The organism is Rhodoplanes elegans (genome assembly GCF_016653355.1).
GTDB lineage: Bacteria > Pseudomonadota > Alphaproteobacteria > Rhizobiales > Xanthobacteraceae > Rhodoplanes > Rhodoplanes elegans.
Window position 1 is genome coordinate 47,162 of the sequence record NZ_NHSK01000083.1, and the last position, 14,668, is coordinate 61,829.

The window sequence follows — 14,668 nt, forward strand, 5'->3', positions numbered from 1 at the left end:
TACCCCCAGTGGCCGTTTCGAGGATCGTGGCCCGGAGCACGGCTCCGGGCCGATCGCTTGTTATTCGATCACCATGATCAGCGCGCCGGGCTTCAGCCGGTCGCCGACCGCGACGCCGATCGACTTGACGGTGCCGTCGACCGGCGACACCAGCGGCGTCTTCATCTTCATCGCCTCGAGCACGGCGACCTCGGTGCCCTTGGCGACCGTGTCGCCCACGGCGACCTTCACGGCATCCACCTTCGACGGCATCTTGGCTTTCAGATCCATGTGTCAGACTCCTGGTTGAAGTTCGAGTGCGGGGTTCGGAGCGCGGGACGTCGCCGGACACGGTCCGGAGCCGAGCGCCCGCAGCGCTTCGTCACGGTCGAGGAGACGCACATCGGCCAGGCCGCGGCCCAGCACGGTGCGCGTTCCCGAAAGCAGCTCGGCGAGCTTGACGCCGTAGCCGTTGGCGAGATCGACCTCGGCGTCGAGCCGCAGCGCATGCCGCTGTGCGATCGCGGCCGCGGCCGCCGCGAAGCCGGCGAGCGCCGCGTCGTCGGGCGCCCGGACGACGAGGTCGAGATCGGAGCCCGTCTCGAGATAGGCGAGGCGGGTGGCGAGCTGGAGCGCGGTCGAGCCGAACACGCCGAGCGCGATGCCGTGATAACCAGCGGCGTCGAGAAGCGCGTCGAGCGCCGGACCGACCGGCAAGGTGCGGGGCCGCGGTGCCGCCAGTACCTCGTAGGGCGTCCACGTCGTCGCGACGGCGGCGAGTGGCGCCGTGATCCGGGCGCGAACGCGCGATCCGTCGTGACGGAACGGGAAGGCGACGCCGAGCTGGACGTGGCCGGCCGGCACGTCGCCCTCGGCCCGGCAGGCGATGCCGGGAATGTCGTTGTCGGCGAAGGCGGCGGCCGCCCAGGTCGGCAGCGGGGCGCGGCGGAACTGCGACAGCACGCCGGCCGCGACCGCCTCGGCGAGATCCTCGCGCGCCTCGGCCGCGAGAAAGACCAGGGTGTGGCGGGGAAAGGTCATGGCCCCGTCACCGCGTCTTGCGCCAGACCGGATCGGTCTTGGCGGTCGCCTGGAGATCGATCTGGGCCTGCACCAAGTCGTCGAACAGTTTTGTCGCGACCGGCCCGACGATGCGGATGGGTGCGGCGGACGTGCCGTCCGCCGCGGGCAGGCTCGGCACCAGCTCGAGCGCGGTCGCGGCGGCACCGGTGACGAGACCGGGCGGCACCTTCACGACCCGGCCCTTGATCCGCAGGATGGTGCGGGCGGTGCGCTCCACCGTCTCGGCGGCGTGCGGCGTCGCGCGCACCAGCACCTCGTATTCGGGATGCGTGCGGCGCCGGCGATACGTGATGATGCGGCCCTTCGGATTGCAGACGTGGCCGCTCTCCGCATAGGGAAAGCTGTCCGCCGTCGGCAGGCCGCCGACGATCAGCTCGCGGAACCCCTCGCCGGCCGGCGAGGCGACGAGGCCGATGTCGTCGCGCAGCGGCACGCCGTCGAGCGTCAGCCAGCCGTACTCCTGACAGCCGTAGAGATCGTGGACCTTGTAGCCGCGCCGCTCGGCGACCGGCAGCAGATCGAGGTTGAGGGGCGTGCCCGCGACCATGATGACGAGGTGCTCGGGAAGCCGGTCCGCGAGGCCGAGCCTGGAGGCCTCTTCCAGGCTGGCGCGGACGAACGACGACTCCCCGAGCACCAGGGCCGGCTGTTGCCGGCAGAGCGCGACGATGAACGCCTCGCGGCTGGAACGCTCCAGGAAGAACCAGTCGATCCCGGCGCGCTGCAGCCCCTCCCGCGAGAACACGTTCACGAGCGGCGGATAGGTGACCAGCATCCGCTGCCCCGCCGTCGCGCCGACCGTCTCGAGGACGCGGCGCGCGACGGCGCACCGCTCCTCGATCTCGCTGAACGTCACGCCGACGATGTTCTGGAACGCCGACGATCCGGTCGTGAAGGTCAGGTAGGCAAGGTTGAGAGGAGTGTGGACCTCCTCGATCACATGGGCCGCCGTCGGCCCCGCGATGCCCTTGTCGGCGAGCGTCCGGCGCGGCATCTCGCCGAGCGACGGCACCGTCGCGAAGGCGTTCGCCATCTCTTCCAGATCGTCGAAGGGATCGGACATCACGGGGTCCTCCGGGACCTACGGATCAGGCGGTCTGCGGCCGATACTTATCGGCGACGGCCGCGAACTCCGCCGCCATCTTGGCGACGACCTGCGGACGGGTGACGCGGCCGCCGCGGGCGGTGCCGAGCGCGGCGCGGCCCTGCGGACCGGTCGCCTCGCCCTTCGCCTTGGCGGCGCGCAGCTCGGCAACCTGCTTGACGACCACGCCGCGGAGGTCCGGAATCTCCGGAACCAGCGCCTCGACGCCACCGAGCTTGAAGAAGAACTGCGGGCCGGCCGCGAACACCGGGTTGCTCTTGGAGAGATCCTCGAGAATCTCGATGTCCTTCTTGATGATGCGCGAGACGCTGGTGAGCGGCATCACGTGGATCATGGTGCCGAACTTGGCGTCGAGCGCGACGATGCGGTCGGCCTGCAGGCCGTGGCACAGGAAGGCGCCCGAGATGGCGCGGCCGATGACGGCGGCGACGATCGGATGGCCGGCGAGGCGGGCCTCGGCGAGCGCCAGCTGATAGGCGCCCGTCGACTTGTTCATGCCGAAGATCTCTTCGACCTTGCCGGGGCCGTTCCCGGGCGTGTCGACGACCAGCACCAGCGGCCGCTTCTTGTCCGCCGGCTTGTCGGCGTCGGCCGCGATGGAGGCGTAGACGGCGGATGCCATCTTGTACCCCTCCTCCATGCCGATGATGCCGGCATAGACGACCGGGAACTTCTCGTTGAAGGCGTCGGCGTCGGAGGCGATGACCGTGACGGTCTCGCCGGCGAGCTTGGCCGTGCCGACCACGGCGCCGGGGCCGTAGCTCTCGTCGGTGAACTGCTTGGCGCCGACGACGTCCCGCTCGAAGGAGCCGGGATCGACGATTATCTCGAGGGCGACCAGGCCTTGCCCGATCAGGGTGTCCATGGTGATCTCCTGATTGCTGCTGCGCGGCGCGGGCTCAGACCGAGAGCCGCTGCGCCTGCTTGCGGAAGTCGTCGACGGGCGCGTCGCCGAGCCCGGCCGGATCGTTGTTGCCGGCGCGGCGCCACACGTCGTAGGCGTCCTTCGGCTGCATCTCGGCGGCGAGCGCGACCAGACGCATCTGCTTCTCGACCAACGCGGCCGAGCCGATGCGGCGGAACTGCTCGAAATCGGCGACCGGCAGCTTGCCGAGCTCGGCGAGCTGGGCCCGGAACGCGGCGATGCGGTCGTCGACCAGGAAGTTGCAGTCGCCCATGATGTACTTGTGACGGCCACCGGTGGTGCGATAGACGAGCGCGCGGTTGGACGCGTCGAACTCGTCCTTGCCCATCTCCTCCTCGATCACCTCGGGGCCGGTGAGGCCGAGGCGGCCGAACTCGCTCATCAGGATCACGTCGGTGGCGGCGGCGACGAAGCCCATGCCGCCGAAGCAGCCGATGCGCGAGCCGATCAGCGCGACCACCGGCACCTTGCCGCGGGCGCGCTGGAAGGCGTCCATCACCTCGGCGTGCGCCAGCAGGCCGGCGTTCGACTCGTGCAGCCGCACGCCGCCGGTCTCGAACGAGATCACCACCATCGGCAGCAGCTCGGGCGCGATCGACGGAGTCTTCGCCTTCAGCTCGTCGGCAAAAGCGATCGCAAGATCGATCGTCGTCACCATCTTGGCGCCGCCGACCTCGCCGACCGCGCCGCCGATGAAGCGGCCTTCCTGCGAGATCACGAAGACCGGCCGCTTGCCGATCCGGCCGACGCCGGTGACGACGCCGTCGTCGAACTCGACGGCCTCGCCCAGCGCGACCAGATGCGGGCTCGACATCCGATCGAACGGACCGGCGAGCTCGGTGAAGGTGCCCTCGTCGACGAGGCCGATGGCGCGGTCGCGCGCGCTCGACTCGAGGAAGCTCCGGGCCTGCAGTTTGCTCCAGTTCGGCATGTCAGTTCTCCTCCGGCGTCACGCCGCGGTCTCGGCGAGCGCCTGCTGCAGCCGCATGGAGACGACGGCGGGCGAGGCGTTGTTGTCGTTGATGTCGATGGCGACGTCGGCGAGCTTGGCACGATTGACGAAGGCCTGGACGACCTTGCGCCAGACGGCGTCGAAGCCGCCGACCGGCGTCGTCACCTTCACCTTGACGCCGCCTTTGAGATCGCACGGCTCGAGGATCACCTCGAGGTCGCCCGAGCCGACCACGCCGTAGTGCACGGGCGCCGCGAGCCGCACCGTGGCGGCCTCGGCCTTGCAATCGAATTCGAGAGTGTTGAGGGCCATCGTGATTCTCCGTGGCTCACCAGTTCCGGAAACGGGCCGGCGGGTTGTAGAGGCCGCCCGACCAGTCGACGAGCTCGCGCATGTTGCGGGCGGCGAGCCGGTCGCGGGTGGCGGTGTCGGGATCGATGCCGAGATCCTCGGCCGTCTTGACGATGCCCTGGTCGCGCAGGCGGCGCGTCTCTTCGGGCTTCGCCTCGAGGCCGATCTCGGTGTAGCCGGCGACCGCGCGAATCGCCGCCATGCGGGTGTCGAGATTGCCGCAGCGGTTGAGGTAGGCGATGCCTTCCTCGGTGACGATGTGTGTCACGTCGTCGCCGTAGATCATCACAGGCGGCAGATCGAGCTTGGCGTTCTCGGCGAGCTTCCAGGCGTCGAGCTTGTCGACGAAGGCCGGCGCGCGCGCCTCGCCGAACGTCTCCATGCCCTGCACGACGAGCCGCTTGCCGCGCGGCATGTCGCCGATCAGCTCGTGCATGTTGGGCACCTCGCGGCCGCACTTGATCCACGAGTCGGTCGAGTGGCGGCGGCCCTTGGCATCGCAGCCCATGTTCGGCGCACCGCCGAAGCCGGCGACGCGGTTGGCGGTCGCGGTCGAGGAGTTGCCGAAGCGGTCGATCTGCAGGGTCGAGCCGATGAACATGTCGAGCGCATAGTGGCCGGCCGTCTGGGCGAGGGCGCGGTTGGAGCGCAGCGAGCCGTCCGGGCCGGTGAAGAACACGTCCGAGCGGGCGCGGACGTACTCTTCCATGCCGAGCTCGCCGCCGAAGCAGTAGATCGTGTCGATCCATCCCGATTCGATCGCCGGGATCATGGTCGGGTGCGGGTTGAGCACCAGCTCGGTGCACGCCTTGCCCTTCAGCCCCAGCTCCTCGCCGTAGGTCGGCAGCAGGAGCTCGATCGCCGAGGTGAGGAATCCGATGCCGTGATTGATGCGCTTCACGCCGTACTCGCCGTAGATGCCCTTCAGGCACATCATGGCGAGCAGGACGTGACGCTCGGTCAGCAGGCCCGGGTCACGGGTGAACAGCGGCTCGATGAAGAACGGCTTCGGCGACTGCACGACCGCGTCGATCCAGTCGGCCGGGATGTCGACGCGCGGCAGCTTGTCGACGATCTTGTTCACCTGGGCGATGACGATGCCCTTGCGGAACTTGGTCGCCTCGACGATGACGGGCGTGTCCTCGGTGTTGAAGCCCGTGTAGAGGTTGCCCTCGCGGTCGGCCTCGTAGGCGCAGATCAGCGAGACGCGCGGCGTCAGATCGAGGCAGTAGCGGCCGAACAGCTCGAGATAGGTGTGGATCGCGCCGAGCTCGAGCTTGCCCTCGCGGATGAACTTGGCGACGCGGCCGGACTGCGGGCCGCCGAAGGCGAAGTCGAGCTTCTTGGCAATGCCCTTCTCGAACACGTCGAGATGGGCGGCGAGCGGCACCGACGACTGCACCATGTGCAGGTCGTGGATCTTCGCCGGATCGACCTTGCACAGCGCCTCGGCCAGGAAGTCGGCCTGCTTCTGGTTGTTGCCCTCGACATTGACCTTGTCGCCGGGCCGGATCACGGCCTCGAGCAGCGGGACGATGTCCTCGGGCTTCACCTGCTTGCCGGCTCCGATGAAACGGGCGGCGGCTTCCATCCGCTGCGCCGTGTCACGCGCCAGCGTGTTCCATTGACGTTCGACTTTCATGTAGAACCCCCTTGAGGACGTGGTCATCGGCTCGCCGTGGCTACCGCGATCGGCGGCCGGGCGTGGCTGATGTCTCCGGAATGGACGAGGTGCTCGTGACCGGCGGCGTCGCGCAGCACGAGGGCGCCGTCGTCGGCGAGCGCGACCGCCGTGCCGGCGAGCGGCACGGCCGAATCAGAGACGACGACGCGGCGGCCCAGCGTGCTGGTGCCGCGCCGCCAAGCATCGGCGATCGGCGCGAAGCCGCGATCCTCGAGGACCGCGACCCAGGTCGAGAACGAGTCGAGGCAGGCGTCGAGGACGGCCGCGCAGTCGAACGTCCGTCCGGTCGCCGCCGCGAGCGAGGTCGCGATCCCGCGCAGCTCGGGCGGAAACGTCTCGGCTACGATCGCGACGTTGAGGCCGAAGCCGACGACGACGAAGTCGACGTCGCCATCCGCCGTGGCCGCGGCCTCGGCGAGGATGCCGCAGACCTTGCGGTCGCCGATCAGGATGTCGTTCGGCCACTTGATCGCGGCCGGCACGCCGAGCCGCGTCACGGCCTCGTGCAGCGCGACGGCCGCCAGCAGGGTCGCCTTGGACAGATCGCGGCCGGGCGCCCGCCGCAGCAGGAGCGAGACGCAGAGGCTCTCGTCGCGACTCGAGAACCAGCTGCGCTCGCCCTTGCCGCGTCCGGCGACCTGCTCGTCGGCGACCAGAACGGTTCCGTCCACCGCGCCGGCACGCCCCAGCTCGATCAGCATCGCATTCGTCGAGTCGGCGACCGGGATGCGCAGGACGGTACGACCGATCCTGCGGTCCGGGCGATCGGCCGAGCAGAACGGCGCGACGAGCCTATCGTGAACCGGGGCGTGCACGGCGCGGATCCTCTTCTGCCTCGTGGCCTCAGTGACCGGCGACCAGGCCGATCGTCGAGGCGAACACGCCGACCGCGATCGCCGAGACGATCAGGCCGCAGATGTTGGCGCCCATCGCGACCGGCAGGATCATGGCGTAGGGATTCGCCTCGCCGACGATCTTCTGGGCGATCTTCGCCGTGGTGGGCACGCAGGACACGCCGGCGATGCCGACGACCGGGTTGAAGTTGCCGCGCGACAGCGCCCAGATCAGCCAGCCGCCGAGCAGACCACCGATGCCGGAGAACAGGAGGGCCGTCATGCCGAGGACGAGCAGCAGCAGGACGCGGACGTCGAGCAGCGTCGAGGCCTCGCACAGCACGCCGAGCACCAGGCCGAGCAGCAGGGTCGACATGTAGGTGATGGTCTTCTCCAGGAGCTCCTGGTACGGCTCGATCTCGGCCTCCTTGATGGCGACGCCGAGGAAGAAGGAGAGCGTCAGCGGCGCGGCGACCGGGAGGAGCAGGCAGAGCAGCGCAGCGGCGACGATCGTGAAGATGAACTTCGACTTCTGCGAGACCTCGGGGAACTCCATCTCCACTTCGTTGCCGCGGTACTTCGCCGGCACCAGCAGCTTGATCAGGTAAGGATAGCCCGCATAGGTCAGGGACAGATACAGATAGGCGATGATCGAGATCGGAACGAAGAGATCCTTGGCCATCACCAGCGAGGCGAACAGCACCATCGGGCCGTCGGCGCCGCCGATCGAGCCGACCGCCGCGGCCTGGCCGGGCGTCAGCCCGCAGTAGTAGCCGATCACGAGGGTCACGAAGGTGCCGAGCTCGGCGAAGATCGCGATTGTGATCGAGGCCCACGGACGGGCGAGAATGAAGGTGATGTCCGACATGGCGCCGATGCCGAAGAACAGCATGCAGGCGACCAGCGAGTTCGAGAAGGCGAAGTTGTAGACGGGCTGCAGGAAGTAGATCTGCATCGCGTCGACCAGCGCGGCCGGCTCGGCGACCAGCGGGGCCAGCATGAGGGTGCCGATCTTCTGGCCCTCGAGGAACATCACGCCGGCGTTGACGCACATCATCGCGAGGCCCATCGGCACCATGATGAGCGGCTCGAGCGTGCGCTTGAAGCCCAGATAGGCGAGCCCGAACCCGATGACGATCAGGACGACGCGCATGACGGCGACGACCGGCTCCTGCGCGAACATGGTCGCGATGCCGGGGAAGATGGAGAGAAGCTGTTGCAGCATGGATTTAGGTCCTCGTATCTCGGTCGGGCGGCCGCGCGTCGCGGGCCGCCTTGTCTCACTCGGCGCCGCTGCCGCTCATCAGCTTGTTCAGCAGGACGATCACGCCCATCACCGCGTAGGCGATCACGGCCGTGATCGCGTAGGCGGCGATCGTGTAGACGATGACGTTCATGGTCGGTCTCCGATGGAATGAGTCTGGTGGTCGCCGCCGAGGCAGAACCTCCGCGTCGCGGTTTCGGGAAACGTGCCGTGCTCGATCAGATGCGCGCCGACCGTCACGGAGAGCAGATCCGCCGCGCCGCCGGGGCTGATGCGCCGGGCGACGCAGGCCGCGTCGAGCCGCTCGATCGCGGCGACGCCGGCGGGCGTCAGGGCGCCGCCGAGATCCATCACGCGACGGGCCTCGGCACGGATGAAGTCGAGCGCCTCCGGGCCGCCGCGCCACATCACGGTAGTGTCGTCGGCGACGGCGATCAACGCGATCAGCGCATGGACGAGGGCGCGATCGAGGCCGTGTCCGACGGCGAGCGCGGTGCGCAGCGCCGGCAGGCCGCAGTCGAGGACGGTCGGGAAGCCGGCCTCGACCTCGCCCCGGATGCCGAGCGTGCCGTGACGCTGGAACAGAATCTCGCCGGCCGTGTGCGGCGTGGCGGTGCGGCCGTGCAGCTCGCGCGCGCACAAGCCTTCGGTTATGGCGCCGACCGTGCGCAGCACATCCTCGGCACGCAGCATGTCGGTGGTCCGGCTGACGCAGCCCGCCGCGGCGGCGAGCAGGCCGGCGCAGAACAGCGCGCCGCGCTGGGTGTTGACGCCGTTTGTCGCGCCGAGCAGCGCGGCGTCGTGATCACGTCCGACAGCGCGGACGGCCGGCAGCAGATCGACGAGCGCGCCGCGATGCGAGCGGCCGAGCGCCGCGCACTGGAACAGGCATGGCGCGATCGCGGCGGAGGAGAGCATGAAGGTGCGCACGTCCATGTCGGCGTGCGCGCCCATGGAGCGCGGCGTCACCAGTCCGGGTTTCGGGTGGGAGCAGACCTCGAGGAGCAGCCCGGCGAGCGCCGCCGAGCCGATCCGCCAGGCGACGGCGTCGAGCAGTGCGGGACAGACGGGCGTGTCCGGACGGACGGGAGAGCAACCCACGACGACACTCCTGTGCTCGCGGGTCCGGACGACGTCGTCGTCGGACGCACGGGGAGCACAGCGTGCGTGCCGGAAGGCACGTCACGGCTGGAGAAACACCGTCGCTAGGTTCGCGTGATCGCTCGGCGGGGATCGGATCGCCTCGGACGTCGCGTCGCCGGACCAGGGGTCGTGGGACTCGCCGCTCGGAGGATCCGCAGGGACTGTCGTGGCCGATCTCTGACGTCTCGCGTGCTCTGTGACTGCGGCCACGCATCACAGGACGGCGGCAATCTGTTCCCGCCGGCCCGGGCTGTCAATCGGCGGCCGGGCAAGCAGAATCCCGGATGGGCCGTAGGCCGCCGCACTGATTTTCAAACGAGTTTCGACGAGCCCGGCGAAAAACGCACGGCGGAAATGATCAGCAGGAATGCGACTTCTTAGGCGCGCACCGGAGAGGTATCAATCGCGCTGCGCCGTCACGGGAACGGCGTCCCCCCTCCCCCGATCCCGCAGGTGATCTCCATGGACATCGCCACCGACCGCATCGGCAAGCTGGCCCTGATCACAGCCATGTCGAGCGACGACGAGGAAATCAGAATCAAGGACTCGCTCAAGGGCGACCCGCACGTCCGACTGACCGTCACCTATGTGAGCGGCCGCAAGGGCGACATCGAGCGGGTGTTCGTCCGGTCGCTGATCGGCGCCGCCCTCAAGGCCGACACGGTGCCGGAGCGGGCCGGCCCGATCCACGCCATCATTCATGCCGGGCTCGAGGCGTGGCACGGGCTCACCCACGCCGTCGTCGACAGCTCAAGCCTGAAGATCAAGGTGGCCATCGTGTCGGACGGCAAGTGGCTGGTGATCGCCGCCTACGGCGACTCGGCCATGCATCAGCTCACCAATCACGAGCGCATCGGCTTCGGCGCCATGCATCTGTGACCGGCGCCGCGTCGCCGCTTCCAGAACCGGGCGGGCGCCGCGACGCCACTTCGCGACGGCCTCCAACATCCTCCGCCAACCCTCTGTTAACGCTCTATTAACTACGCCTTGGGTTGCGCCCCGGTGTGGCAGAATTGACACCAATTCTTCTCGGGTTCGAGTCAGATTGCATCCATCAAAGACGAGGGGATGGACCAATGAAGAAGATCCTGATGGCGACGGTCGCGACCGTCATGTCGATTGGCGTCGCCGGCGCCGCGGACCTCTCGGCCCGCATGCCCATGAAGGCCCCGCCGCCCGTGATGGCGCCGGTGTTCTCGTGGACCGGCTGCTACATCGGCGGCTATGTCGGTGGCGCGTGGTCGGGTGACACGACCGTCAGCACCTACAGCACGTCGAACGCGTTCGGGTCGTACGGCTACGGCTACAGCAACGACTCGAGCTTCATCGGCGGCGGCACGCTGGGCTGCAACTGGCAGCCGGTCGGCTCGCCGTTCGTGCTCGGCCTCGAGGGCGAAGTCGGCTATCTGAGCCTGTCGGGCTCGGCCTTCGATCCGACCCGCACCGCGGCCCTGCCGATCGTGTCGAACACGAAGATCGGCGACTGGTACGGCATGATCACCGGCCGTCTCGGCTACTCGTTCGGCCAGGCGCTCGTCTACGCCAAGGGCGGCGTGGCCTTCGTCGACGTCGAGAGCGGCATCGCCGGCACCGTGCTGGCCGGCCCGGGCGTCGTCGCCAACGGCTCGTTCGCCGGCTCGACCTCCGACACCGTGGCGACCTGGACGGTCGGCGGCGGCGTCGAGTGGGCCTTCGACATGAACTGGAGCATCAAGGCCGAGTACATGTACATCGGCCTGAACGAGACCCAGACGCTCTGCGGCAGCGGCGTGGTCCTCGCCACGAGCACCTGCTTCTCGCACGAGTTCGACGGCATCCACACCGCCAAGGTCGGCCTCAACTACCGCTTCGGCGGGGCCAGCGCCCCGGTGATGGCGCGCTACTGATCCGGCCGAAAGAGACTCCGACCCTCCGGGCCGAAGTCCCAGCAGAGGCCGCGTCGGGTGAATCGGCAAGGGCTCCGAGGTCTCCTCGGGGCCCTTTGCCGTTCGGGTTCCGGCGCGGCCGCGCGCGGCCCGTCGCTTGCTTCTCCTGTTACGGGCAGCGCCCGGATGGAGGGTTTGCGACAATGGCGACGGTGATCTTCTGGGAGAAGCCCGGCTGCGGCGGCAATGCGCGCCAGAAGGCGCTGCTGCGCGCCTCCGGCCACGACGTCGACGTTCGTGATCTGCTGAGCGAAGCCTGGACGGCGGAGCGCCTGCGTCCCTTCTTCGGCGAACGCCCCGTGACGGCGTGGTTCAACGCGTCCTCGCCGCGGGTGAAATCCGGCACCGTGGTGCCGGCCCTGCAGACCGCCGAGACGGCGATCGCCCTGATGCTCGCCGATCCGCTGCTGATCCGCCGGCCGCTGATGCAGGTCGGCGAGCGCCGCGAGGCGGGCTTCGATCAGGCCCTCGTCGACGCCTGGATCGGCCTCGCGGAGAGCCGCCAGACCATCACGGACCAGTGCCCGAAGGACGATCCGCAGCACGCGGTCGCCTGCCGGGCCGCCGACGCGGCCGGCCCGTCCTGATCAGCCCCCCACCAGCGTCCGCATCACGGTTCCGAGGCCGGCGAGCAGATCGGCCGGGCCGGTCTCCACCACCAGACGGAAGCCGAGATTTGCGGGCGGCACGCCGGCCGCGCAGCCGCCGGTGCGCGGATCGCGGATGAAGTCGGTCATGTAGGTGCGGTGCTGGCCCTGGACGACCCGCACCCCGCAATTGACGGTGGTCGGCCGCGTCTCGCCCGCAGGGTCGAGCGCGGCCCGCACGAAGCAGCTCGCGGTCCACTCCCACACGTTGCCGGCGATGTCGGTGAGCCCCTTCGCGTTGGTCCCGAAGCGACCGAGCGGCTGCGGCGCCGTCGGGCCCGTCTCGCGCGCCGCCTCGGTCTCGTAGCGGGCGAGCCAGGCCTTCGCCGGATCGGCGGTGTCGACCACGGGCAGCACCTCGTCGCGGGCCCGCTCGGCGGCGGCGAACACCCACTCCGCGTCGGTCGGCAGCCGGTGAACGACGCCGGTCGCGCGGCTGATCCACGCCGCATAGGCGAGCGCGTCCCGGAAGCTGACGCCGACCATCGGTCGGCCGGCCGCCGTGCCGGCCTGCGGAATGCGCGGGCAGCCGCCGGCGGCGACGCAGGCGCCGTACTCGGCCGCCGTGACCTGCCGCGCCATGATCGCGAGCGGCCGCTCCTGTCGCCGCGCCTGCAGCGGCGCGACGACAGGGCGGCCGGCGACCGTGATGTCGCCGGCGGTGCGGTAGGAGAAGGGGCCGGGCGCCAGCACGACGATCTCGTGTGGCAGCACCGGCGGCGCCGCGGGGGCAAGAACCGCGACGCCACCGGCCACCACGGGCCCGGCGAGGGCGGCCGCGACCGCGGTGAGCTTCAGTCCCGACGCGAGCAGCATGGCCGATCCTCCGACCCCGGTCCTGCGGACCGGCGAGGCGACTGCGCCGGTCCGCGGGGAGGCGCGGACCGGCGCGACGTCACCGCCTCACTTCGTCACCGTCCGGGCGGCGGAGCCCACCTTGCCGGGCGTGATCGGGCCGGGCGGCGACACCTGCGTCATCAGATCGTCGTTCCAGGTGCCTTCGACCTTGAAATGCGCCGTGGCACCGAGCTCGACCGCCTCGATCAGATTGTGGTTCACGTAGGCGTAGACGCCGGGCTGCAGAAACGTGTAGAGGGCCGCGCCTGCCGAGCCGCCGCGGATGAACCAGGTCTCGAGATCCGTCTGCGGAGGGTTGCTGAACTTGCCGGTCTCCCACACATGGTCGCCGTGGCCGCCGATCAGATGCGGGCGGGTGTCGCGATTGGCCTGCGAGTGGACGATCATCACGGTCTCGCCGACCTTCGCGGTCATGGCGTTCTTGCCCGTGAGGGCACCGACCCGGCCGTTGAACACGACGTGCGAGGGGATCAGCTTGCGCATCACCTCGCTCGTGTCGCTGTAGGACTCGGCGAGCGACTCGTAGCTCTTGAACTTGCCGGTCTCGTCGCGCGGGACGTAGAGGTCGTTCTCGCCGACATAGTAGATGCGGTCGTAGCGCAGCGGCTTGCCGGCGCGGTCCTTCAGGCCGTCGCGCGGCAGCACCATCACGGTGCCGCTCATGCCGGAGACGACGTGCCAGGGGATCATGCCCTCGGGGGCGCAGTGATAGACGAACACGCCGGTGCGGGTCGCCTTCCAGCGCAGCACCACCTGCTCGCCGGGGTTGACGTGGGTGAGCGCGCCGCCGCCGAGCGCACCGGTCGCCGAATGGAAGTCGATGTTGTGCGGCATCGTGTTGGTGTCGGGATTGACCAGCGTGAGCTCGACCTGGTCGCCCTCGTGCACCACCATCATCGGCCCCGGCATGGTGCCGTTGAACGTCATGGCGCGGAACTTGGTCCCCGCCTCGTCGATCACCACCTCCTTCTCCTCGATGACCATCCGGAACTGGACGATCGCCGGGCCGTCCTTGGTGGCCTGCTCGTGCGGATGAACGAAGGGCGGGGCGACGAGATCGACGGTCTTGCGCGGGAGATCGGGGCTCGCGGCGAGCGCCGGAGCGGCAGCCAGCAGGGCGGCCACGGCGGCGCCCATCAGTACGGACCTGCGGGTCATCGGACCCTCCTTTGTGCGTCGTTCCTTCGAAACCGATGAACGGACGCTAGGAGCGCGACGGCCCAGCTTCGTTGTGAAACGGCAATCAGCGGGGACAGCACGGCGGCGACCGCGGCGCTGTTTGCCGAACCGCAAACAGGAAGGGCGGAGCAGAATCAACGGACGGCGTCGACCCTCGTGCCCCGGACAAGGCGCGTCAGGCCGCAGGCCTCATGCGCCGCAGAGCCGGGGCCCAGGGGCCACGGGGCAAACGCCTGTCCTGATCGCCCTGGGTCCCGGTTCGCGACGCTTCGCGCCGCGCCCGGGACAAGAGACCTCCTCAGTCGGCGCGTCCGTCGATGTAGCGGACGAACAGCGGGCGGCCGGCGAGGCCGCGGCCGAAGGAGTCCGAGAACCGCAGCCGCTCGCAGCCGCCGAGGCTCTTCGTGATGGCACGACGGTAGGCGTCGCGTGTCTCCCTGGACGCGCCCTTGCTCGCGTAGGTGACGGAGGGGGGTCCCATCAGGCTGCCGTCGCGGGAGAGGCCGAACCGCACCGTCATCTCCATGCCGGGCTTGCGAGCGTCGTCCGGCGGCGGCGCCCAGCAGGCGCGCAGCGCCGCGAACAGCTTTTGAACCGTGTCGACCGGGCCGTCGGGCGGGGGCGCATCGGACGATGTCGCGGGACCGATGGTGAGCCGCAGGCTGCTCGGCAGGCATCCGCCGGTGCCGCAGTCCGGCGCGGCGCCGCCGAGCGCCGCCCCGGTGCCGACGGCCCCTGCC

The 14,668-nt window shown here is 69.6% G+C and carries 15 protein-coding genes and 1 pseudogene; 3 read left to right on the plus strand and 13 right to left on the minus strand.

What is annotated here, in order from left to right; translation table 11 throughout:
- Positions 1-60: 60 nt before the first annotated feature.
- The 10 genes from CCR97_RS11385 to mdcB all read right to left on the minus strand — a co-directional run bounded on the left by CCR97_RS11385 (position 61) and on the right by mdcB (position 9,277).
- Positions 61-270: a biotin/lipoyl-containing protein gene (locus tag CCR97_RS11385; RefSeq protein ID WP_111357610.1), complete on the minus strand. Its 210-nt coding sequence runs from the start codon at positions 268-270 to the stop codon at positions 61-63.
- A 3-nt stretch (positions 271-273) separates the two neighbouring features.
- Positions 274-1,020: a malonate decarboxylase holo-[acyl-carrier-protein] synthase gene (gene mdcG, locus CCR97_RS11390; RefSeq protein WP_111357611.1), complete on the minus strand. Its 747-nt coding sequence runs from the start codon at positions 1,018-1,020 to the stop codon at positions 274-276.
- A 7-nt stretch (positions 1,021-1,027) separates the two neighbouring features.
- Positions 1,028-2,125 carry an acyl carrier protein gene (locus tag CCR97_RS11395; RefSeq protein WP_201159504.1) on the minus strand — a complete coding sequence of 366 codons (1,098 nt, stop codon included), beginning with the start codon at positions 2,123-2,125 and terminating at the stop codon, positions 1,028-1,030.
- A gap of 25 nt (positions 2,126-2,150) precedes the next feature.
- Positions 2,151-3,032 carry a biotin-independent malonate decarboxylase subunit gamma gene (gene mdcE, locus CCR97_RS11400; protein WP_111358242.1) on the minus strand — a complete coding sequence of 294 codons (882 nt, stop codon included), beginning with the start codon at positions 3,030-3,032 and terminating at the stop codon, positions 2,151-2,153.
- Positions 3,033-3,066: 34 nt separating this feature from the next.
- Entirely contained in the window at positions 3,067-4,023 is a 957-nt protein-coding gene (locus CCR97_RS11405) for a biotin-independent malonate decarboxylase subunit beta (RefSeq protein ID WP_111358243.1), read from the minus strand.
- Between the two features lie 18 nt (positions 4,024-4,041).
- Entirely contained in the window at positions 4,042-4,356 is a 315-nt protein-coding gene (gene mdcC, locus CCR97_RS11410; protein ID WP_111358244.1) for a malonate decarboxylase acyl carrier protein, read from the minus strand.
- Positions 4,357-4,372: 16 nt separating this feature from the next.
- Positions 4,373-6,037 carry a malonate decarboxylase subunit alpha gene (gene mdcA, locus CCR97_RS11415; RefSeq protein WP_111358245.1) on the minus strand — a complete coding sequence of 555 codons (1,665 nt, stop codon included), beginning with the start codon at positions 6,035-6,037 and terminating at the stop codon, positions 4,373-4,375.
- A 23-nt stretch (positions 6,038-6,060) separates the two neighbouring features.
- Positions 6,061-6,894: a biotin--[acetyl-CoA-carboxylase] ligase gene (locus CCR97_RS11420; RefSeq protein WP_111358246.1), complete on the minus strand. Its 834-nt coding sequence runs from the start codon at positions 6,892-6,894 to the stop codon at positions 6,061-6,063.
- Positions 6,895-6,922: 28 nt separating this feature from the next.
- On the minus strand, positions 6,923-8,137 hold the full coding sequence (gene madB / locus CCR97_RS11425) for a Na+-transporting malonate decarboxylase, carboxybiotin decarboxylase subunit (RefSeq protein ID WP_111358247.1): 1,215 nt from the start codon (positions 8,135-8,137) through the stop codon (positions 6,923-6,925).
- A gap of 168 nt (positions 8,138-8,305) precedes the next feature.
- Positions 8,306-9,277: a triphosphoribosyl-dephospho-CoA synthase MdcB gene (mdcB, locus tag CCR97_RS11430; protein ID WP_111358248.1), complete on the minus strand. Its 972-nt coding sequence runs from the start codon at positions 9,275-9,277 to the stop codon at positions 8,306-8,308.
- 504 nt (positions 9,278-9,781) lie between these two features.
- Here mdcB and CCR97_RS11435 point away from each other — a divergent pair.
- The 3 genes from CCR97_RS11435 (at position 9,782) to CCR97_RS11445 (ending at position 11,831) form a co-directional block, all read left to right on the plus strand.
- Entirely contained in the window at positions 9,782-10,198 is a 417-nt protein-coding gene (locus CCR97_RS11435) for a HutP family protein (RefSeq protein WP_111358249.1), read from the plus strand.
- 197 nt (positions 10,199-10,395) lie between these two features.
- The gene (locus CCR97_RS11440; RefSeq protein WP_201159505.1) at positions 10,396-11,205 is read left to right on the plus strand and encodes an outer membrane protein; all 810 of its coding nucleotides are present in this window, start codon (positions 10,396-10,398) and stop codon (positions 11,203-11,205) included.
- A gap of 182 nt (positions 11,206-11,387) precedes the next feature.
- The gene (locus CCR97_RS11445) at positions 11,388-11,831 is read left to right on the plus strand and encodes an ArsC/Spx/MgsR family protein (protein ID WP_111360672.1); all 444 of its coding nucleotides are present in this window, start codon (positions 11,388-11,390) and stop codon (positions 11,829-11,831) included.
- Here CCR97_RS11445 and CCR97_RS11450 read toward each other — a convergent pair whose 3' ends face one another.
- The 3 genes and pseudogenes from CCR97_RS11450 to CCR97_RS11460 form a co-directional block, all read right to left on the minus strand.
- Positions 11,832-12,707, minus strand: coding sequence for an SUMF1/EgtB/PvdO family nonheme iron enzyme (locus CCR97_RS11450; RefSeq protein WP_201159506.1), 876 nt, complete (start codon positions 12,705-12,707; stop codon positions 11,832-11,834).
- 87 nt (positions 12,708-12,794) lie between these two features.
- Positions 12,795-13,907 (minus strand): copper-containing nitrite reductase, encoded by a 1,113-nt coding sequence (nirK, locus tag CCR97_RS11455; RefSeq protein ID WP_111360518.1) that lies wholly within the window; start codon positions 13,905-13,907, stop codon positions 12,795-12,797.
- Positions 13,908-14,226: 319 nt separating this feature from the next.
- A pseudogene (locus CCR97_RS11460) lies at positions 14,227-14,668 on the minus strand (hypothetical protein); the annotation flags it as partial.